The 17272-nt window shown below is 70.4% G+C and carries 12 protein-coding genes and 1 tRNA gene; 7 read left to right on the top strand and 6 right to left on the bottom strand.

Annotated elements, in window-relative coordinates:
* Positions 1–166: 166 nt before the first annotated feature.
* Positions 167–1621, top strand: a complete 1455-nt coding sequence (gene cysS / locus ABZW60_RS10745; RefSeq protein WP_355475531.1) for a cysteine--tRNA ligase — start codon at positions 167–169, stop codon at positions 1619–1621.
* Here cysS and ABZW60_RS10750 read toward each other — a convergent pair.
* Both ABZW60_RS10750 and ABZW60_RS10755 read right to left on the bottom strand, forming a co-directional pair.
* Positions 1614–2744 carry a pyridoxal phosphate-dependent aminotransferase gene (locus tag ABZW60_RS10750; protein WP_355475532.1) on the bottom strand — a complete coding sequence of 377 codons (1131 nt, stop codon included), beginning with the start codon at positions 2742–2744 and terminating at the stop codon, positions 1614–1616. The two genes, cysS and ABZW60_RS10750, sit on opposite strands and share 8 nt — an antisense overlap.
* Entirely contained in the window at positions 2728–3537 is an 810-nt protein-coding gene (locus ABZW60_RS10755) for a PrsW family intramembrane metalloprotease (RefSeq protein WP_355475533.1), read from the bottom strand. Before ABZW60_RS10755 ends, ABZW60_RS10750 begins: the two co-directional genes overlap by 17 nt.
* Before the next feature lie 147 nt (positions 3538–3684).
* On the opposite strand from ABZW60_RS10755, the gene ABZW60_RS10760 reads away from it, so the two are divergent.
* Positions 3685–7317, top strand: coding sequence for a S8 family serine peptidase (locus tag ABZW60_RS10760; protein ID WP_355475534.1), 3633 nt, complete (start codon positions 3685–3687; stop codon positions 7315–7317).
* Between the two features lie 75 nt (positions 7318–7392).
* Here the strand turns inward: ABZW60_RS10760 and ABZW60_RS10765 are convergent, their stop codons facing one another.
* From ABZW60_RS10765 to ABZW60_RS10780, 4 genes are all read right to left on the bottom strand, one after another.
* The gene (locus tag ABZW60_RS10765) at positions 7393–8370 is read right to left on the bottom strand and encodes a helix-turn-helix domain-containing protein (protein WP_355475535.1); all 978 of its coding nucleotides are present in this window, start codon (positions 8368–8370) and stop codon (positions 7393–7395) included.
* Positions 8371–8670: 300 nt separating this feature from the next.
* A complete protein-coding gene (locus tag ABZW60_RS10770; RefSeq protein ID WP_355475536.1) occupies positions 8671–10506 on the bottom strand; it encodes a hypothetical protein in 1836 nt (611 codons plus the stop codon).
* Positions 10491–11246: an ABC transporter ATP-binding protein gene (locus ABZW60_RS10775; protein ID WP_355475537.1), complete on the bottom strand. Its 756-nt coding sequence runs from the start codon at positions 11244–11246 to the stop codon at positions 10491–10493. Before ABZW60_RS10775 ends, ABZW60_RS10770 begins: the two co-directional genes overlap by 16 nt.
* Before the next feature lie 150 nt (positions 11247–11396).
* Positions 11397–11480 (bottom strand) — tRNA-Leu (locus tag ABZW60_RS10780).
* 170 nt (positions 11481–11650) lie between these two features.
* Here ABZW60_RS10780 and ABZW60_RS10785 point away from each other — a divergent pair.
* Genes ABZW60_RS10785 through ABZW60_RS10805 form a run of 5 tightly spaced genes read left to right on the top strand, consistent with a single transcriptional unit; the run spans position 11651 to position 17251 of the window.
* Complete coding sequence (locus ABZW60_RS10785) at positions 11651–12496, top strand: DUF3662 and FHA domain-containing protein (protein WP_355475538.1); 846 nt, start codon at positions 11651–11653, stop codon at positions 12494–12496.
* A 10-nt stretch (positions 12497–12506) separates the two neighbouring features.
* Positions 12507–12989 (top strand): FHA domain-containing protein, encoded by a 483-nt coding sequence (locus ABZW60_RS10790; RefSeq protein ID WP_355475539.1) that lies wholly within the window; start codon positions 12507–12509, stop codon positions 12987–12989.
* A gap of 10 nt (positions 12990–12999) precedes the next feature.
* Entirely contained in the window at positions 13000–14406 is a 1407-nt protein-coding gene (locus tag ABZW60_RS10795) for a protein phosphatase 2C domain-containing protein (protein ID WP_355475540.1), read from the top strand.
* Positions 14403–15800, top strand: coding sequence for an FtsW/RodA/SpoVE family cell cycle protein (locus tag ABZW60_RS10800; protein ID WP_355475541.1), 1398 nt, complete (start codon positions 14403–14405; stop codon positions 15798–15800). The genes ABZW60_RS10795 and ABZW60_RS10800 overlap by 4 nt, the downstream gene beginning before the upstream one ends.
* Positions 15797–17251 (top strand): penicillin-binding transpeptidase domain-containing protein, encoded by a 1455-nt coding sequence (locus ABZW60_RS10805; RefSeq protein ID WP_355475542.1) that lies wholly within the window; start codon positions 15797–15799, stop codon positions 17249–17251. Before ABZW60_RS10800 ends, ABZW60_RS10805 begins: the two co-directional genes overlap by 4 nt.
* Positions 17252–17272 lie beyond the last annotated feature (21 nt).

Below are 17272 nucleotides of genomic sequence, written 5' to 3' on the forward strand. Positions count from 1 at the left end.
CGCGGCCTGCTCTGCCCACACACCAGCGAGGTGCTACTGGCGGGCAGCACCTCACCGTCGAGGTCGGCGTTGAGCGGACGCCGTTTACGGACGGTACTCACTCCACCACGCGTTGTCCATGCCTCCGCCGGAGCCATCTCACTCTCCGACCGGTAGCATCGCGCGGGTGACCGTGCCGTTGCGTCTCTTCAACTCCCTCGGACGCCGCATCGAGGACTTCACACCCGCCACGGACGGTGTGGTGCGGCTGTACAGCTGCGGCCCGACGGTCTACAGCTTCGCGCACATCGGCAACCTGCGCGCCTACACCTTCGCCGACACCCTGCGCCGGGCCCTGCTCTGGAAGGGCCGGCAGGTCGAGCACGTCATCAACATCACCGACGTCGGGCACGCGGTCGCGGAGGCCGAGCTCGGCGAGGACAAACTCGAGGTCGCGGCCGCCCGCGAGCGCCGGTCGGTCGAGGAGATCGCGGCGATGTACACCGAGGCGTTCTTCGCCGACCTGGCCGCGCTGAACATCCTGCCCGCGCACCACTACCCGCGCGCCACGCAGTACGTCGAGCAGATGATCGCGTTCGCGGAGCGCCTGGTCGAGCGCGGCTTCACCTACGAGATCGAGTCCGGGCTGTACTTCGACACCTCGAAGGACCCGACGTACGGACAGCTCGGCCTGATCGACGTGAGCGGCCAGCTCGAGGGCGCGCGTGTCGAGGAGGTGCCGGGCCGGCGGGCGAAGACCGACTTCGCGCTGTGGCGGGCGGAGGCTCCCGGACAGCTACGCGCGATGCGGTGGGACTCGCCGTGGGGCTGGGGCGCGCCCGGATGGCATCTCGAGTGCTCGGTGATGAGCATGCTGCTGCTCGGTGAGCACTTCGACATCCACACCGGCGGCGTCGACCACCGGCAGTTGCACCACGTCAACGAGATCGCGCAGAGCGAGGCGTACCTCGGCGACGGGCAGCCGTGGGTGAAGTTCTGGCTGCACAACGAGTTCCTGCAGCTCGGCTCGGCGAAGATCTCGAAGTCGGCGGGGCACATCCTGACCGTGAGCGACCTGGCGAAGCAGGGATACCACCCGCTCGCGTACCGGCTGTTCCTGCTGGGCGGTCACTACCGCGCCCAGCTCGAGTTCACCCTGGCCGGGCTCGACAGCGCACAGTCCACGCTGCGCCGGCTGGTCCGCCGTACGTCGGCCCTGGGTGAGCTGCCGCTGGTGACGACCGCGGACGAGGCCCGCACCGCGGCCGGAGACGACGCTGCGGCGATCGCGGTGATCGACCAGATCGACGATGCGATCAGCGCGGACCTGAACACGCCGCGGGTGCTCGCGTTGCTGCAGGAGTCGCTGCGCGCTCAGGCGCTGTCCGAGCAGGGCCAGCGGGCGGTCGTTGCCGCGTGCGCCGCCGTGCTCGGGCTGCCGTTCGGTGCGCTGGACATCGACCAGCCGACCGAACTGCCCGCGCTCGACGAGGCCGCGGTCGAGCAGCTGGTCGCGGACCGCGAAGCCGCCCGCGCCGCGCGGGACTGGGCCCGCGCCGACGCCCTGCGCGCGGAGCTGACCGAGCTGGGCGTCCAGGTCACCGACACCGCCGACGGCCCGGCCTGGACCCGCGTCAGCTGAGCTTTCGCTTCTCCAGCCAATCGGACCAGGCCGCGAGCGCCTCCTCCGGCCCGCTCCGACCGAGGCCGAGCCGGAAACGGTCTGTCGGCGTCGCGGTCAGCTCGGACGCGTAGATACTCGCCGGCAGCAGCAGTACGCCGGCCTGCTCGACCAGCTCCTGACACATCGCCTCGACACCGTCCGGCCCGAGGTAGCGCGGATAACAGACGCAGCCGCCGTCGGGCGCGGTGAACTCGAACAACCCGGCGTACCGCCCGAAGAACTCGCCGAACAGCGGCAGATTCCGGGCGACGATGCCCCGGTTGCGCTCCAGGATGCGGTCCCGCGCACGCAGCGCGATCAGCGCGAGGACTTCGCTCGGGCCCGCGTTGCAGATCGTCGTGTAGTGCTTCGCCCGTTCGAGCCGGTCCAGGACGGTGCGGTCGCGGCAGGCCACCCATCCGATCCGCAGGCCCGGCAGCCCGTACGCCTTGGACATCACGTTGAGCGAGATCGCCGTACCGGACAGATCTGTTGCCTGCGGCAAAGGATTCGCCTCGAGGCCGCGGTAGACCTCGTCGGAGAACAGGGTGATGCCGCGCTCGTCGCAGAGCCGGACGAGTCGCGACCAGGCGTCCGGCGTCGGCAGCGCGCCGGTGGGGTTGTTCGGGAAGTTGACCGACACGAGTTTGGTGTTCGGGCGGAGGGCGGCGGCGATCGCGTCGACGTCGAGGGCCCAGCCGTCGCCGGGCTGCAGGGCTACCCCGGTCACCTCACAGACCGACAGCGGGATGGTTTCCGCCGCCTGGTAGTTGGGGGTCAGGACGACGGCGTGGTCGGTCGGGTCCAGCAGGGTGCGCATCGCCAGGTAGATCGCCTCTTCGGCGCCCGCGAAGCACAGGATGTCGTCGGGCTCCGCCTGGTCGTACGTCGCCGCGATCGCCTCGCGCAGCGCCGGGAGGCCGCGGGTTTCGGTGTAGCCGAGGCTCAGCGACTCCCAGCGTTCACGGCCGTCGTCGTCGGCCAGCGCGAGCAGGTCGGACAGCGGCAGCGTCTGCACGTCGGACGCGGTCAGGTGGTAGCGGGCGCTGAACTCCCAGCGCGCGAAGTACGTCTCCAGGCGGAAATCAGGCAGGGTCGGCATACGGCTCCCTCCGGGTTTGGCCGAGCTCGGCACGCTGCGCGCGCCTGAGGCCGTAGAGCAGCAGGCCGATCGAGATCGCGCCGACGACGGCGTACGTGATCCGGCCGCCGAGGCCGTCCCAGGTGGAGTGCAGCGCGACCGCCAGCGCGTACATCCCGAGGAAGCCCGCGAAGTGCCTGCCGGTCGGCGCGGTCACGAACCGCCACAGGCCCCAGCAGGCCAGACCGGTCCAGGCCGCGTGACCGGCCGGGGACAGCAGCCCCCGGATGAACAACGTCTGCTCGGCGGCGCCGACGTTGCCGTTCGACTGCAGCAGCGCGACGAACGCGTACCCCATCGTCTCCAGCACGGCGAACCCGGTGCCGACCGCGACGCCGATGATGATCCCGCGCCCGATCGACGTCCGGTACCGGTGCCCGAAGAACACCACGAGGACCGCCGGTACGACCAGCTTGGCCGCCTCCTCGATCAGCCCGACGCCGACCATCGGCAGCGTCCCGAGCCGGCGCATCGCGTCGTACTCGAGCAACCCCGCGACGAGCACCCCGACCACACCGCCGAACAGCAGGCAGCCGCCGAGCGTCGGCCCGTCGATCAGCCACCGCCCGGACCGCCCGGCGGCGAACGTCACGAAGGTCAGCGGCACGACGAGCGCCCCGAGCAGGATCATCGTCGGGAACAGATTCGGGTTCCCGGTGTCGGTCAGCACGGCCAGCACGGCCAGGTACAGACCGGCCCCGACCAGGAACGTGCCCACCCAGGCCCACCGGCGGACCAACTGCTGTGCGCTCATGAGCTGAATGGTGCCGGTTCGTGGCGTGGTTGCGCCATGTCGCATCCACGGCGGTCGTGGACAGGGCGAATCGCTGTGACGGGATTGCAAACTCTGTCGGAAGCAGAGGTGTGCCTGCCCCAAACCTCTCGAAGGAGAATTCCGCCTATGTCCTCCCCCCGACGTGCCGCCGCGCTCACCACCGCGGCGGTCCTCGCACTCGGCGCGGCGACGGTGATCCCGTCCGCCGCCGCCCCTCCCTCCGGGTCCGCCGCGGTCAAGAGCTCCGCGGTCACCCTGATCACCGGTGACGTGGTCGAAGTGACCGACGCCGGCGGCGGCAGGAAGGCCGCCACCGTCCGGCCGGCCGCCGGCCGCGAAGGTGTCTCGTTCCACACGGTCGAGGCCGACGGCGGCCTCCGCGTGCTGCCCAGCGACGCCGTACCGTTCGTCTCCTCCGGCGTCCTGGACGTGGACCTGTTCGACGTCGACGAGCTGATCGCCGACGGGTACGGGCAGGCCGGCAGCCTGCCGCTCATCGTCAAGGACACGCCCGGCGCCCGGACCGCGCAGAGCCTCGCCGGGACGACGACCACCCGGCAACTGCCGTCGATCGGCGGCCGTGCGGTGACCGCCGCGAAGGACCAGCTGCCGGACCTGTGGAAATCGCTGCGGCCCGCGGCCGGTCAGCGGAGCCTGAACAGCGGCATCACCAAGATCTGGCTGGACGGCAAGGTCCGCCCGGTGCTCGACAAGAGCGTCCCGCAGATCGGCGCGCCGGACGCCTGGAAGGCCGGGTACGAGGGCTCCGGCGTCCAGGTCGCCGTGCTGGACACCGGCGTCGACGCGACGCACCCGGACCTGGACGGCAAGGTCAAGGAGAGTCAGGACTTCTCCGGCAGCGCGACCGGTACCGAGGACCACTTCGGCCACGGCACGCACGTCGCCGCCACCATCGCCGGCACCGGCGCGGGCGCCGGCGGCACCCGCAAGGGCGTCGCGCCGAAGGCCGACCTGCTGGTCGGCAAGGTGCTCAACGACGACGGGTACGGCTACGACTCCTGGATCATCGCCGGGATGGAGTGGGCCGCGGCCGAGGGCGCCAAGGTCGTCAACATGAGCCTCGGCGGCGGCCCCACCGACGGGACCGACCCGCTCAGCCAGGCGGTCGACGACATCACCGCGCAGACCGGCACCCTGTTCGTGGTCGCGGCCGGCAACGACGGCCAGGACGAGTCGGTCGGTACGCCGGGCACCGCCCCGTCGGCACTGACGGTCGGCGCCGTCGACCGGGAGGACAAGCTCGCCGACTTCTCCAGCCGCGGACCGCGGCTCGGTGACGCCGGCCTGAAGCCCGAGATCACCGCGCCCGGCGTCGGCATCATCGCCGCCCGCGCGGCCGGTACGGCGATGGGCGGCCCGGTCGACGAGCTCTACACCTCCGCGTCCGGTACGTCGATGGCGACCCCACACGTCGCCGGTGCGGCGGCACTGCTCGCGCAGCAGCACCCGGACTGGAAGGCCGACCAGCTGAAGAACGCGCTGGTCAGCACCGCGAAGACCCAGCCGGACCAGACCGTCTACCAGCAGGGCTCGGGTCGCGTCGACCTGACCCGGGCGGTGGCGCAGAAGGTAACGGCCAGTGGCGTCGCGGACTTCGGCGTGGACACCGCTGAGGCCGGCTCCCGGACCATCACCTACCGCAACGACTCCGGCAGCCCGGTCACGCTGAACCTCGCCGTCCAGGTCATCAACCTCGACGACAAGCAGCCCGAGACCGACGGCTTCGGCCTGCCGGCGACCGTCACGGTCCCGGCGAACGGCACCGCCGACGTACCGCTGACGCTGGACCCGGCCAAGCTCGGCCGCGGCCAGTACAGCGGCTGGATCGTTGCCACCGGCCCCGACGGCGTCATCACCCACACCGCGGTCGGCGCGCTCCGGGCCGGCCCGAAGCACAAGGTCACGCTGCGTGCGGTCGGCCTCGACGGTCAGCCCACGGGCGTCCCGGTGATCTCGCTGTACGGCGACAACTCGCGGTCCGACGTGCTGGCGTGGATCGGCGACGGCGAGACGTTCACCGCCGAGGTCGAGGAGGGCACGTACCTGCTGCACTCGCTGGTGGAGAACTACGACCCGCAGGACGAGCAGGTCAGCCTGTTCACCGACCCGAACATCGTGGTCAGCAAGGACACCGAGATCGTCATCGACGCGCGGAAGGCGATCCCGATCACGATCGAGACCCCGAAGCCGTCGGAGCAGCAGGCGATCCTGAGCTACTACGTGCACCGCGAGTACGGCAACGGGCGGTCGATCAGCCACGGTGTCATGCACTTCAGCACCGTCAAGCAGGTCAACGTGACGCCGACGAAGCCGGTCAAGGACGGCAGCTTCGAGTTCTCGTCCCGCTGGCAGCTGGTCGCACCGCTGGTCCAGGCCTCGGTGCAGGGCGTCACAGGCCCCTTGGACATCAACCTGCTGCACCAGTCGCCGTCGTACGAGGGCAAGAAGCGATTCCCGCTGGTGTACGCAGACTCGTCGCTGGAGGGCGTGAAGGGTGCTGTCGCGGTCCTGGACTCCAGCGAGGACGGCTGGGGTAACGGTAGCGAGAAGGACCAGATCGAGGCGGCCGCGAAGGCCGGTGCCGCCGCGGTGATCCTGGTCCGGCCGGCTGACTGGTCAGCGTGGACGGTCTGGCGCCCGGTCGGTGACCGCGAACCGATTCCGGCCATGGTGACGACGTACAAGGACGGTCAGAAGCTTCTGACCCGCGCACGTCAGGGCCGCGCGACGATCGACCTGACGCTCACCACCTCCAGCCCGTACCTGTACGACGTACAGCAGGTCTCGAACGGGTTCATCCCGGCCAAGATCAACTACAAGGTGACGACGGCGAACAGCGCCCGGATCTCCACGCGGTACGCCGACAACGGCGGGTTCAACTGGGCCAAGGAGCAGCGGTTCGGGTGGCGCCCGTGGCAGGAGTACGCGTGGAACGACTCCCAGCGGTTCGTCGAGACGCCCAAGGTCCGCGAGGAGTGGGTCACGTCGGGTGACTCGCTCTGGCAGCACCGCGTGCACCACCTCTACACGTGGGACACGATGAACCCGCTGGCCGGCGGTATGACGTCCGTACCGCGCAGCTACCGGACCGGCGTATCGGACGAGACCTGGTTCGGGCCGGTCGTACGGCCCGCGGCGGCGCCTGGCGTGCAGTCCACGCGCACCGGAGACCGGCTGTCGCTGCGCATCCCGTCGTTCGTGGACGCGGCCGGGCACTACACGATCGGTGAGACCACGTCGTCGTCGGCAACGCTGTCGCGCAACGGTCAGGTCATCGCCGAGCTGCCGGACGCGTGGGAGGACGTGATCACGTCCAGCGCGGACGCGGCGTACAAGCTCGACCTGTCGACCGAGCGGATCGACAGTGAGGGCGAGTGGAACTGGGGTACGCGGACGCAGACCTCCTGGGAGTTCCGCTCGGCCAAGCAGGCTGAGGACAAGGCTGTACCGCTCGCGCTGCAGCAGATCGGCTACAAGGTCCCGGTCGACCTGACCGGCCGGGTGAGCACCCGGACGCACGTAGTCGGCCTGGAGTCGCCGCAGGCCATGTCGCTGCAGGCCTGGTCGTCGTTCGACGAGGGCAAGACCTGGCAGCGGCTCGCGGTGGTCGGTGCCGTCGGCCACTACGTGGCCGTGGTCCCGAACGCCCACGACACCGTGTCCCTGAAGGTCACCGCCACCGCCCCGAACGGCACGAAGGTCACCCAGACGGTGATCCGCGCCTACGGCGTCCGCTGACCGAGGCTGCTGGCGGGTTGTTGCGCTGCTGGCGGGTTGTAACCCGCCAGTGGCCAAACAACCCGCCAGCGGCACCTACAGCCAGTCGCGCTTGGCTGCTTGGAATGCCAGGCCTGTTCTCGTGTCTACGCCTGCCAGGGACATCAGGCGGTCCAGGCGGCGTTGGACGGTTCGGCGGCTGATCCCCAGCTGGGTCGCGATGGACTTGTCCGGTACGCCGCCGACCAGCAGTGAGAGCAGCAAGCGCTCGGAGTCGTCCAGCCCTTCCGGCTCCACAGCCTCCTCGGGCTGCAGGCGGACCGGTGTCCCCAGCTCCCAGTAGCTCTCGAACAAGGCCAGCAGCGCGTCCAGGAGCTGGCCGCGGCTGATGATCGCGGCGGACGGCTCGCCGATGCTCGGCTCGTCGTCACGGACCAGCGGGCAGATCGCCGTCGACCGGTCCACGATCGCGATCCGGACCGGGAGCGTCGGCACCACGCGCGCCTCCTCGCCCCAGCTGACCCCCTCGGCGATCGAGTCCAGCTCGCCGGGTGTCTCGATCAGGGCCCGCTCGTAGATCGCCCGGTACCGCACGCCGCGCGACAGCGCGCCGTACTCCTCGGTGTTGTCGGCGCCCTGCATCGCGAGCGGGTTCGCGCGGCAGAACCAGAGGATCTCCTCACGCGCCGCGTTCTGCAGGTCGCGCAGCCGCTCGCGGAGCGTCGCGGCACCGACGATCACCTCGACCAGGTGGTGCGCGTCACGCCGGCTCGCGCTGGCCCGGAACTCCTCGCTCAGCGCGGCCACCGTCTTGCGCGCCGCCTCGAGCGACTCCTGCCGGCGCAGCAGCGTCGTACCGAAGGCGACGTCCGGCGGCAGCGGCCGGAACACCGGGTCGTCGGCCGGCTGCACCGTCACCAGGCCCTTCGCCTGCAACCGCTGCAGCACCTCGTCCGCCTCCTGCTGCGGCAGCTTGGCGACCTCGGCAAGGTCACCGGCCCTGGCAGCCGCGAGTCCGACAAGCAGCCGGTAGGCCTGCTCCTCGCGCTCGTCCAGCAACGCACCGTCCGGCATCCGCCCCACCTCCGACCACCACCTAAGCAGGCATTCCAACGTGGAAGCGAGCATTTTCTGTCTGACACCGATCAGCCACGACACACCTGTGTCATCACGAGGGCGATGAGCCGCCGTCACTTCCGGGTCAGACGCCAGCGGAACTCGCCGCCGCCGAGCACCCCGCCCTGGAGAAGAGACAGACGATGAGCTTGACCGACTACGCCGGGATCGCCGGCCTGATCGCCGCGGCCGCCGTCGCGATCTGGATGCTCCGCAACCACCGCGCCGTCGCACCGACCGCCAGGCACCGCGGCGCCCCTACTCTGCGGCTGCCACGACCGACCCACCCGGAGCGCGCTTCCTCGCGCGGTAGTAGGTAAGGCCGCCGAAGCCGTACATCGACAGGCCGAGCGCGGCCATCACCGCGATCACGACCCACTGCCACGGCCCGTCCTGGTAGAGCGCCAGGAACCACGACCTGGTGTCGTCGTTGCCGGTCAGTTTGAAGACCGCCGGCACGACGGCCTGCGGGAACAACGGGATCGCCCCGAACCCGAGGCAGAAGCCGGCCAGCGTACGCCGCCACTTGGGCAGCGCATCGAGCCCCGCGGTCTTCTTGGCCTGCTCCGCGGGCGACCGGCCGTGCCTGAGCAGCGTGAGGAGCTCGGGACCCCGTACGTCCAGGCGCCGGGCCGCGACACGACCGAAGTACCACCACGCGAGTACGCCGGACGCGACGCCGACCGGCACGCCCCACCAGCCGGTGGAGAGCGCCACGACGAGCGCCGGAACACAGGTCGTCGCGACGAGCACGAGCATCACGTAGACGATGCCCATCGTCTCGCCCTCGTTCTCGCCCGAGTTGAGCGGGTTTCCGGACCGCTTGTGCGCATCGGTCGTCGGTACGGCGGCGTACACCGAGCACGCCACCACCAGACCCGCCGCACCGCCGAGGAGTGCCGGCAGCACGCTGAGCACGAGTGGCCATGCACTGGAGACGCCTGACCACCAGGTCAGCAGCAGGGTGATCAGCAGCATCGACGGGCCGAACACGAGCAGGAACGCCCGCTGCCGCGCCCGTACGTCCCTCCTGCTGGAGCCTGGCGTCATCAGCGTGGTCCAGAACGCCGTACCGTCCGAGCCGTACAAGTTGGCCGCCATCGAACCCGCCATCACCACAGCTGCCGGACCGGCCCACGGCAGCATCGACGTCAACCCGATCGCCAACGGCATCAGGCAGAAGAACAGCCCGTACGCGATCGCGAACACGGCCCGGTGGCCGTACAGCAGGTCACGCGTCCACGACCGCAGTTCCTTGGCAGCTGCAGCACCCGCCCCGCTCCTGGCAGACAGCTGCCGACGGACCGTCCCTCCACTCCGGCTGGCTGTGGTCCGCCGCACCAACAAGGCAGCCCACGCGACCAGCATCAGGATCGCGAGCACTGCTAGGCCAACGAGTAGCCCAACGGCCCGCAGCCATTCGCCGCGACCAGCAGCTTCAACCGCCACCAGGCCCCACCCCGACGGCGCAATCCGCGCCGCCGTCGCGAACGCGCCTCGTACGTCGGTCGACACGAACGCGACGATCAGCGCCCACCCCTGCGCAGTGAAGGCCAGGATGAACGCGTTGACCAGCGCAGCGATGACCGCACCGGCCCGCACCTGCAGCAGTACGCCGTACACCGCGACAGCCAGACGGGACGCCAGGACGAAGCAGACCAACTGCAGCACCAGGGCGGGCACAGCAACGAGGCCGGCGACGACACCGCCGCTCGCAATGACCAGGCTGAGCAGGGCGACCACACTGATGACCGGTGCGACACCGGCCAGCGCAGCCACCAGCAATCCGGTGGAGAGCGTGCGCGGCGGCAACGGCATCATCGTGAAGTACTCGGGCTTGAGGGTCTCGTCGCCGCCGCCGGCGAACAGCGGGCCGATCACCCAGCCCAGCATCCACACACCGAGTACGACGGCCAGGACGTCGTACTCGCCGCGCGCCGCCACCCAGAGCGTGCCGCCCGCGAGCGCCAGGCCGACGAAGCCGCCCGTCAGGATCCACGAGCGCCGGAACTGGTCCTCGAGCGCGTGCCGGAACGCGGCCAACCGCATCCGGACCAGCGTGCGGGACGTCCCGTACGTCAGTGCGAGAGCCACGTCAGCCCCTCGGCGCCCCGCGTCGATGCGCCGACCAGCGACACGAACGCGTCCTCCAGGCTGCCGCCGGCCCGCACCTCCTCAACCGTGCCCGCGGCAACGACCTTGCCGTCGGCGACCACCGCGACGCGGTCACACAACTGCTCGACCAGCGCCATCACGTGGCTCGACATCACCACCGATCCGCCACCCGCGATGAACCGGTGCAGGATCGTCCGGATGGTCGCCGCCGACACCGGGTCGACGGCCTCGAACGGCTCGTCCAGCACCAGCAACCGCGGCGCGTGCAGCAGCGCGACCGCCAGGCCGAGCTTCTTGCGCATCCCGGTCGAGTAGCCGATCACCTGCTTGTCGTCCTCGTGGTCGAGCTCGAGCACTTCCAGCAGCTCGCCGGCCCGCGCCTTCACCTCGTCCTCGGGCAGCCCGCGCAACAGGCCGAGGTACGTCAGCACCTCCCGCCCGGTCAGCCGCTCCGGCATCCCGAGCCCGTCCGGCAGCACCCCCACCAGCGCTTTGGCCCGCGTCGGCTCCCGCCACACGTCCACCCCGAAGATCCGCGCCGTCCCGCCGTCCGGCCGCAACAACCCGACCGCCATCGACAACGACGTCGTCTTCCCGGCCCCGTTCGGCCCCAGCATCCCGAAGAACGACCCGGCCGGCACGGCCAGACTCACCCCGTCGACGGCCCGCTGCTCCCCGAACACCTTGGTAAGCCCCACGAGCTCCAGCGCTTGCTCCATGCCGAGCACTGTCGCACCCACCGGTCCGCCCGGTCGTCAGACCGCCGACGGACCCCGGTGATCACCTCCGGGACGGATCCGGGCCGTCCTGTGAGCGAACACACTCCGGAAACGCAGAAGTCCCGGTCGGATCGACCGGGACTTCTTTTGTGCGCGAGGGGGGAGTTGAACCCCCACGCCCTTTCGGGCACACGGACCTGAACCGTGCGCGTCTGCCTATTCCGCCACCCGCGCGCTGCCGCCTGAGATGATCTCCTGGCGACGAGGAGAAACAGTAGCACGGGAACTGCTCGAGCTTCACATTGCGGGTTGGGTCGAACCTCCCGATACGATCGATCGTCGTACCCGGTGTGTCCGCCGTGCCGGTGGACGACGTCCGACGTACCGACCGTGGAGGAGGAGGCGTGCGACCGCTGCAGCGCTTCGAGCGACGCCTGGAAGGCATTGTGAGCGGTGTCTTCGCGCGCGCTTTCAAGGGTGACGTCGAGCCGATCGAGCTGGCCGCCGCCCTCAAGCGTGAGATCGACAACACCGCGCGGATCCTGTCCCGGGACCGCCGGCTGGTGCCGAACCACTTCACCATCGAGCTGGGCCCGGACGACTTCGAGCGGCTGAACGCGTACGGCAAGACCCTGAATCACGAGCTCGCCAACGAGCTGCGGGACCACGCCGACATCCAGCGGTACACGTTCTCCGGGCCGATCGACATCGAGCTGGTCCAGCAGGATGAACTGCCGACCGGTAAGTTCCGGGTGGTCAGCGCCACGGTCGGGACGCCCCAGCGGCGCCCGTCCTACGAGCCCCAGCCCTATCAGCAGGAGCCCTACGTGCCGCCGAACGAGCCGGTCGTGCAGACCCCGCCGCCACCGCCGCAGCAGTACCAGCAGCCCCCGCAGCAGCCGGCCCCGCGCCGCGGCGGGCACCCGCAGGTGATGCTCGAGGTGAACGGCCGCCGCCGCCCGGTCAACCCGCCCGGCGTGGTGCTCGGCCGCGGCACCGACGCGGACATCCAGATCAACGACCCGGGCGTCTCCCGCCGGCACGCCGAGATCCGCCTGATGCCGGAAGGCCCGGGCGGGATCCGCGTCGTGCTCGTCGACCTCGGGTCCACCAACGGCACGCTGGTGAACGGCCGCCGGACCACCGAGGCCGAGCTCGTCGACGGTTCGACGGTCCGGATCGGCAACACGACCATGACGCTGCGTCTCGCGGACGAGCCGATGGCCCAGCCGCCGAGCAGCGGGTGGTGACTGACCTTCCATGTCGGAACTGACCCTGACCCTGATCAAACTGGGGTTCCTGGCCCTGTTGTGGATGTTCGTCCTCGCGGTGCTGTCCGTGATCAGGTCCGACCTGTTCGGCGCGAAGGTGGACAGCCGGGCCGCCGCTGCCGTCGCACCGCAGGTCTCCCGGACGCCGAAGCCCGCGAAGCCGGCCAAGAAGCGCAAGGGCCTGCCGGGGTCGCTGACGATCTCGGACGGCCCGCAGGCCGGCGTCGGCGCGTCGCTGGCCGACGAGCCGGTGATCATCGGCCGCGGCTCGGACTGTCAGATCCGCCTGGACGACGACTACTCTTCCACCCGGCACGCCCGGGTCTTCCAGTCCGACGGCCAGTGGTGGGTCGAGGACCTCGGCTCCACCAACGGCACGTACCTGGACGGCCAGCGAGTCACCCGCCCGGTCCCGGCCGAGATCGGCGGTTCGATCCGGATCGGCCGGACGACGCTGAACATCGCGAAGTAGGCCTGCCTCGATGACCCTGTCGCTCGACTACGCAACCCTTTCCGACGTCGGACGGGTGCGCCGCAACAACGAGGACTCGGCGTACGCCGGTCCGCACCTGCTGCTGCTCGCCGACGGGATGGGCGGCGCGGCGGCCGGTGAGGTGGCCAGCGCGGCGGCGGTCCAGGTGATCCGGCGGCTGGACACCTCGGAGATCAGCGGCGAGGACATGATCGAGGCGCTGGCCGGCGCCGTGCACCGCGCCAACGAGCGGCTGTCCGAGCTGGTCGAGGAGGACCCCGAGCGCGAGGGCATGGGCTCGACCGTGACCGCGCTGATGTTCGACGGCACGCAGCTCGGCCTGGCGCACCTCGGCGACTCCCGGGCGTACCGCCTGCGGGACGGGCAGCTGTACCAGCTCAGTCACGACCACACGTTCGTGCAGTCGCTGGTCGACGAGGGCCGGATCTCCCAGGAGGAGGCCTTCACCCACCCCCACCGGAACCTGATCCTGCGTGTCCTCGACGGCCGCCCGGACTCCGACCCGGACCTGGAGATCCTCGACGTCCGGGCCGGCGACCGGCTGATGCTGTGCAGCGACGGCCTGCCCGACTACGTGAGCGACGAAGTGATCGCGGCCTCGATGGCCTCCGGTACGCCGGACTCGGTCGTCGTCGAGCTGATCACGCACGCGCTCGAGGCGGGCTCGAACGACAACGTCACCTGCGTCGTCGCGGACGTCGTCGAGACCGAGCCCGCGAGCGGCGTCCGGCCGCAGCTGGTCGGCGCCGCGGCCGAGCTGGCACAGGGCAGCACAGGTCGCGGTGAGCCGACGACCGCGGTCCGCGCTGGTGTCGGTGACGGCCATGGCGGCGGTCACGGCGGTCACGGCGGCGCGCTCGACCCGGAGGAGTTGCGGTACGCGCCGCGGCCCCCGAAGCGGTTCCCGTGGCTGCGGCGGATCGCCGTACTGGTCGTCATCCTCGGTCTGATCGGCGGTGGCGCCTGGTTCGCGTACAGCTGGACCCAGAAGCAGTACTACGTCGGCACCGACGGCGACTACGTCGCGATCTTCAAGGGCGTCGAGGCGGACCTGCCGGGGCTGTCACTGTCGAAGGTGTACGAGCGGCAGGCGCTGCAGGTCGACAAGCTCCCGACGTACAGCCGGGAGCAGGTGGAGGGCAACATCCAGGCGGACGACCTGGCCGGTGCCCGGTCGATCGTCGCCGAGCTGCAGCACACCGCGACAGAGTGCGCCGCCAAGGTCAAGCCGACGCCCACGCCGACCCCGAAGCCCAGCACGCCGGTCTCGAAGCCCCCGGTGTCCAAGCCGCCGGTCTCCTCACCGCCCGCGTCCACGGCTCCGGCCACGACTCCGACCGGCACCGCGTCGCCGAGCACCCCGGTCGACCCCGACGACTGCGACGGGGTCCGATGAGTATCGCGTCCACGTCGGTCATCCAGATCATCCCGCGTACCAGGCGTGGGGTGGAGCTGCTGCTGCTCGTGATCGCGATCGCGGTCTCGGTCGGCGCGTACGTGAACATCGGCATCACCGTGCAGAACGCCGTCCCGGCGAGCACCGGGTACTACGCGGCCGGGATCGGGCTGCTCGCGCTGATCGCGCACCTCGCCCTGCGGTACCGGGCGCCGTACGCCGACCCGGTGCTGCTGCCGTGCGCCGTGCTGCTGAACGGTCTGGGCGTCGCGATGATCCACCGGATCGACCTCGGCCTGGCCCTCGTCGCCGAGGCGCGCGGCAACACTCCCAAGGCGGCCGCGGCGCCGCAGCAGATCACCTGGACCGCGGTCGGCATCGTGCTGTTCCTGGTCGTCATCCTCGTGATCAGGGACCACCGCCGGCTGCAGGCGCTGACCTACACCGCCGGCCTGGCCGGTCTGGTGCTGCTGGTGCTGCCGCTGATCCCGGGCCTCGGCGTGAACCTGAACGGCGCGCGGATCTGGATCCGGCTGGCCGGCATGTCCTTCCAGCCCGGTGAGTTCGCGAAGATCTGCCTGGTCGTGTTCTTCGCCGGCTATCTGGTGGTGAAACGCGACGTCCTGACGCTGGCCGGGCACCGGTTCCTCGGGCTCGACCTGCCGCGGGCCCGCGACCTCGGGCCGATCGGCATCGCCTGGGCGGTCAGCCTGGGTGTGCTGGTGTTCGAGAGCGACCTCGGTTCGTCGCTGCTGTTCTTCGGGCTGTTCCTGTTCCTGCTGTACGTGTCCACCGAGCGGGCCGGCTGGCTGATCATCGGTGGCCTGCTGTTCGCCGGCGGCGCCTTCTTCGCGTACACGACCTTCGGGCACGTGCATCGCCGGGTCACCGACTGGCTTGACCCGTGGGCGATCGACGGCGGTCAGGTGAAGCTCGGGCTGATGGGCCAGGCCTGGGGCGGCATCCTCGGCCGCGGTCTCGGCCAGGGCCACCCGGAGGCCACGCTGTACTCCCAGAGCGACATGATCATCTCGTCGTTCGCCGAGGAGCTCGGGCTGACCGGCCTGATCGCGATCCTGCTGGTCTACACGCTGATCATCGAGCGCGGCCTGCGCACGGCGCTCGGCTGCCGCGACATCTTCGGCAAGCTGATCGCGACCGGTCTGGCGATGTCGTTCGCGCTGCAGGTGTTCGTGATCGTCGGCGGCGTGACCGGGCTGATCCCGCTGACCGGTCTGGCCACCCCGTTCATGGCCCTCGGTGGTACGTCGCTGGTCGCCAACTGGGCGATCATCGCGCTGCTGCTGCGGATCAGCGACCAGGCCCGGCGCCCGCAGACCCCGGCCGCTCCCGTGTCCGACGAAACGATCGCAATGGCGGTGCAGAAGCAGTGAACTCGGCGATCCGACGACTGGCCGTGGCGGCGATGATCCTGATGCTCGCGCTGATGGCGAACTCGACGTACCTGCAGGCGTTCCGGGCGAACGAGATCAACGGCCGCAACGACAACAACCGGGTCCGCGACTCGCAGTTCTCGGTGAACCGCGGCCCGATCCTGATCGGCAGCACGCCGGTCGCGCAGAGCAAGCCGTCCGACGACCGGTTCAAGTACCAGCGGACCTACGCCAGCGGCCAGGTGTACGCGCCGGTGACCGGGTTCTACTCGTACCTGTTCGGCCGCGGCGGCATCGAGCTGACGATGAACGCCGAGCTGAACGGGTCGGACCCGTCGATGGCGTTCCGCCGGATCATCGACGTGATCAGCAACCGGCCGCAGCAGGGCGGCAGTGTGACCTTGACGCTGAACGCCGCGGCCCAGCAGGCGGCGTACAGCGGTCTGGCCGGGAAGACCGGCGCGGTGGTGGCGATCGAGCCGAAGACCGGGCGGATCCTGGCGATGGCGAGCCGCCCGTCGTACGACCCGAACCAGCTCGCCTCGCACGACAGCGAGAAGGTCGGCGCGGCCTGGAAGAGCCTGAACGCCGACAAGGACAAGCCGCTGTCGAACCGCGCGGTGCAGGAGCTCTACCCGCCGGGCTCGACGTTCAAGCTGGTCACCGCGGCGGCCGCGCTGTCCAGCGGCAAGTACACGCCGGAGAGCAAGGTGAACTCGCCGGCCGAGCTGCCGCTCCCGCAGACCACGGTCCCGCTGGTCAACGAGGACGGCAAGAACTGCGGCGGCAGCAACAACGCGACCCTCACGATCGCCCTGCGCTACTCCTGCAACACCGCGTTCGGCACCGTCGGCATGGCCCTCGGCGCGGACGCGCTGAACGAGCAGGCCGCGAAGTTCGGCTTCGGCGCGAAGCCGCTGACCGAGCTGCCGAGCGTTGCCATCAGCCAGTTCCCCGGCGACCCGAACGAGCCGCAGACCGCGCAGTCGGCGATCGGCCAGTTCGACGTCCGGGCCACCCCGCTGCAGATGGCGATGGTGGCGGCCGGGATCGCGAACAAGGGCGAGGTGATGAAGCCCTACCTGGTCCAGAACGTGAAGACCCCGGACCTGAAGACGGTGTCGGAGACCAAGCCGGAGTCGCTGCACCAGGCGGTCACCCCGCAGGTCGCGTCCCAGCTGACCGCGATGATGGTCGACGTCGTCGCCAACGGCACCGGCAAGCCGGGCGCGATCAGCGGCGTGCAGGTGGCCGGCAAGACCGGTACGGCGCAGACCGCGAAGGACCGCCCGCCGTTCGCCTGGTTCACCGCCTTCGCGCCCGCCGACGACCCGAAGATCGCGGTCGCGGTGCTGATCGAGAAGGCCGACGTCGCCCGCGACGACGTGGCCGGCGGCCGGCTGGCCGCGCCGATCGCCAAGAAGGTGATGGAGGCGGTGCTGAGCCAATGAGCACCATACGGAATGATGCGA

It is taken from the genome of Kribbella sp. NPDC003557, assembly GCF_040610805.1.
GTDB lineage: Bacteria > Actinomycetota > Actinomycetes > Propionibacteriales > Kribbellaceae > Kribbella.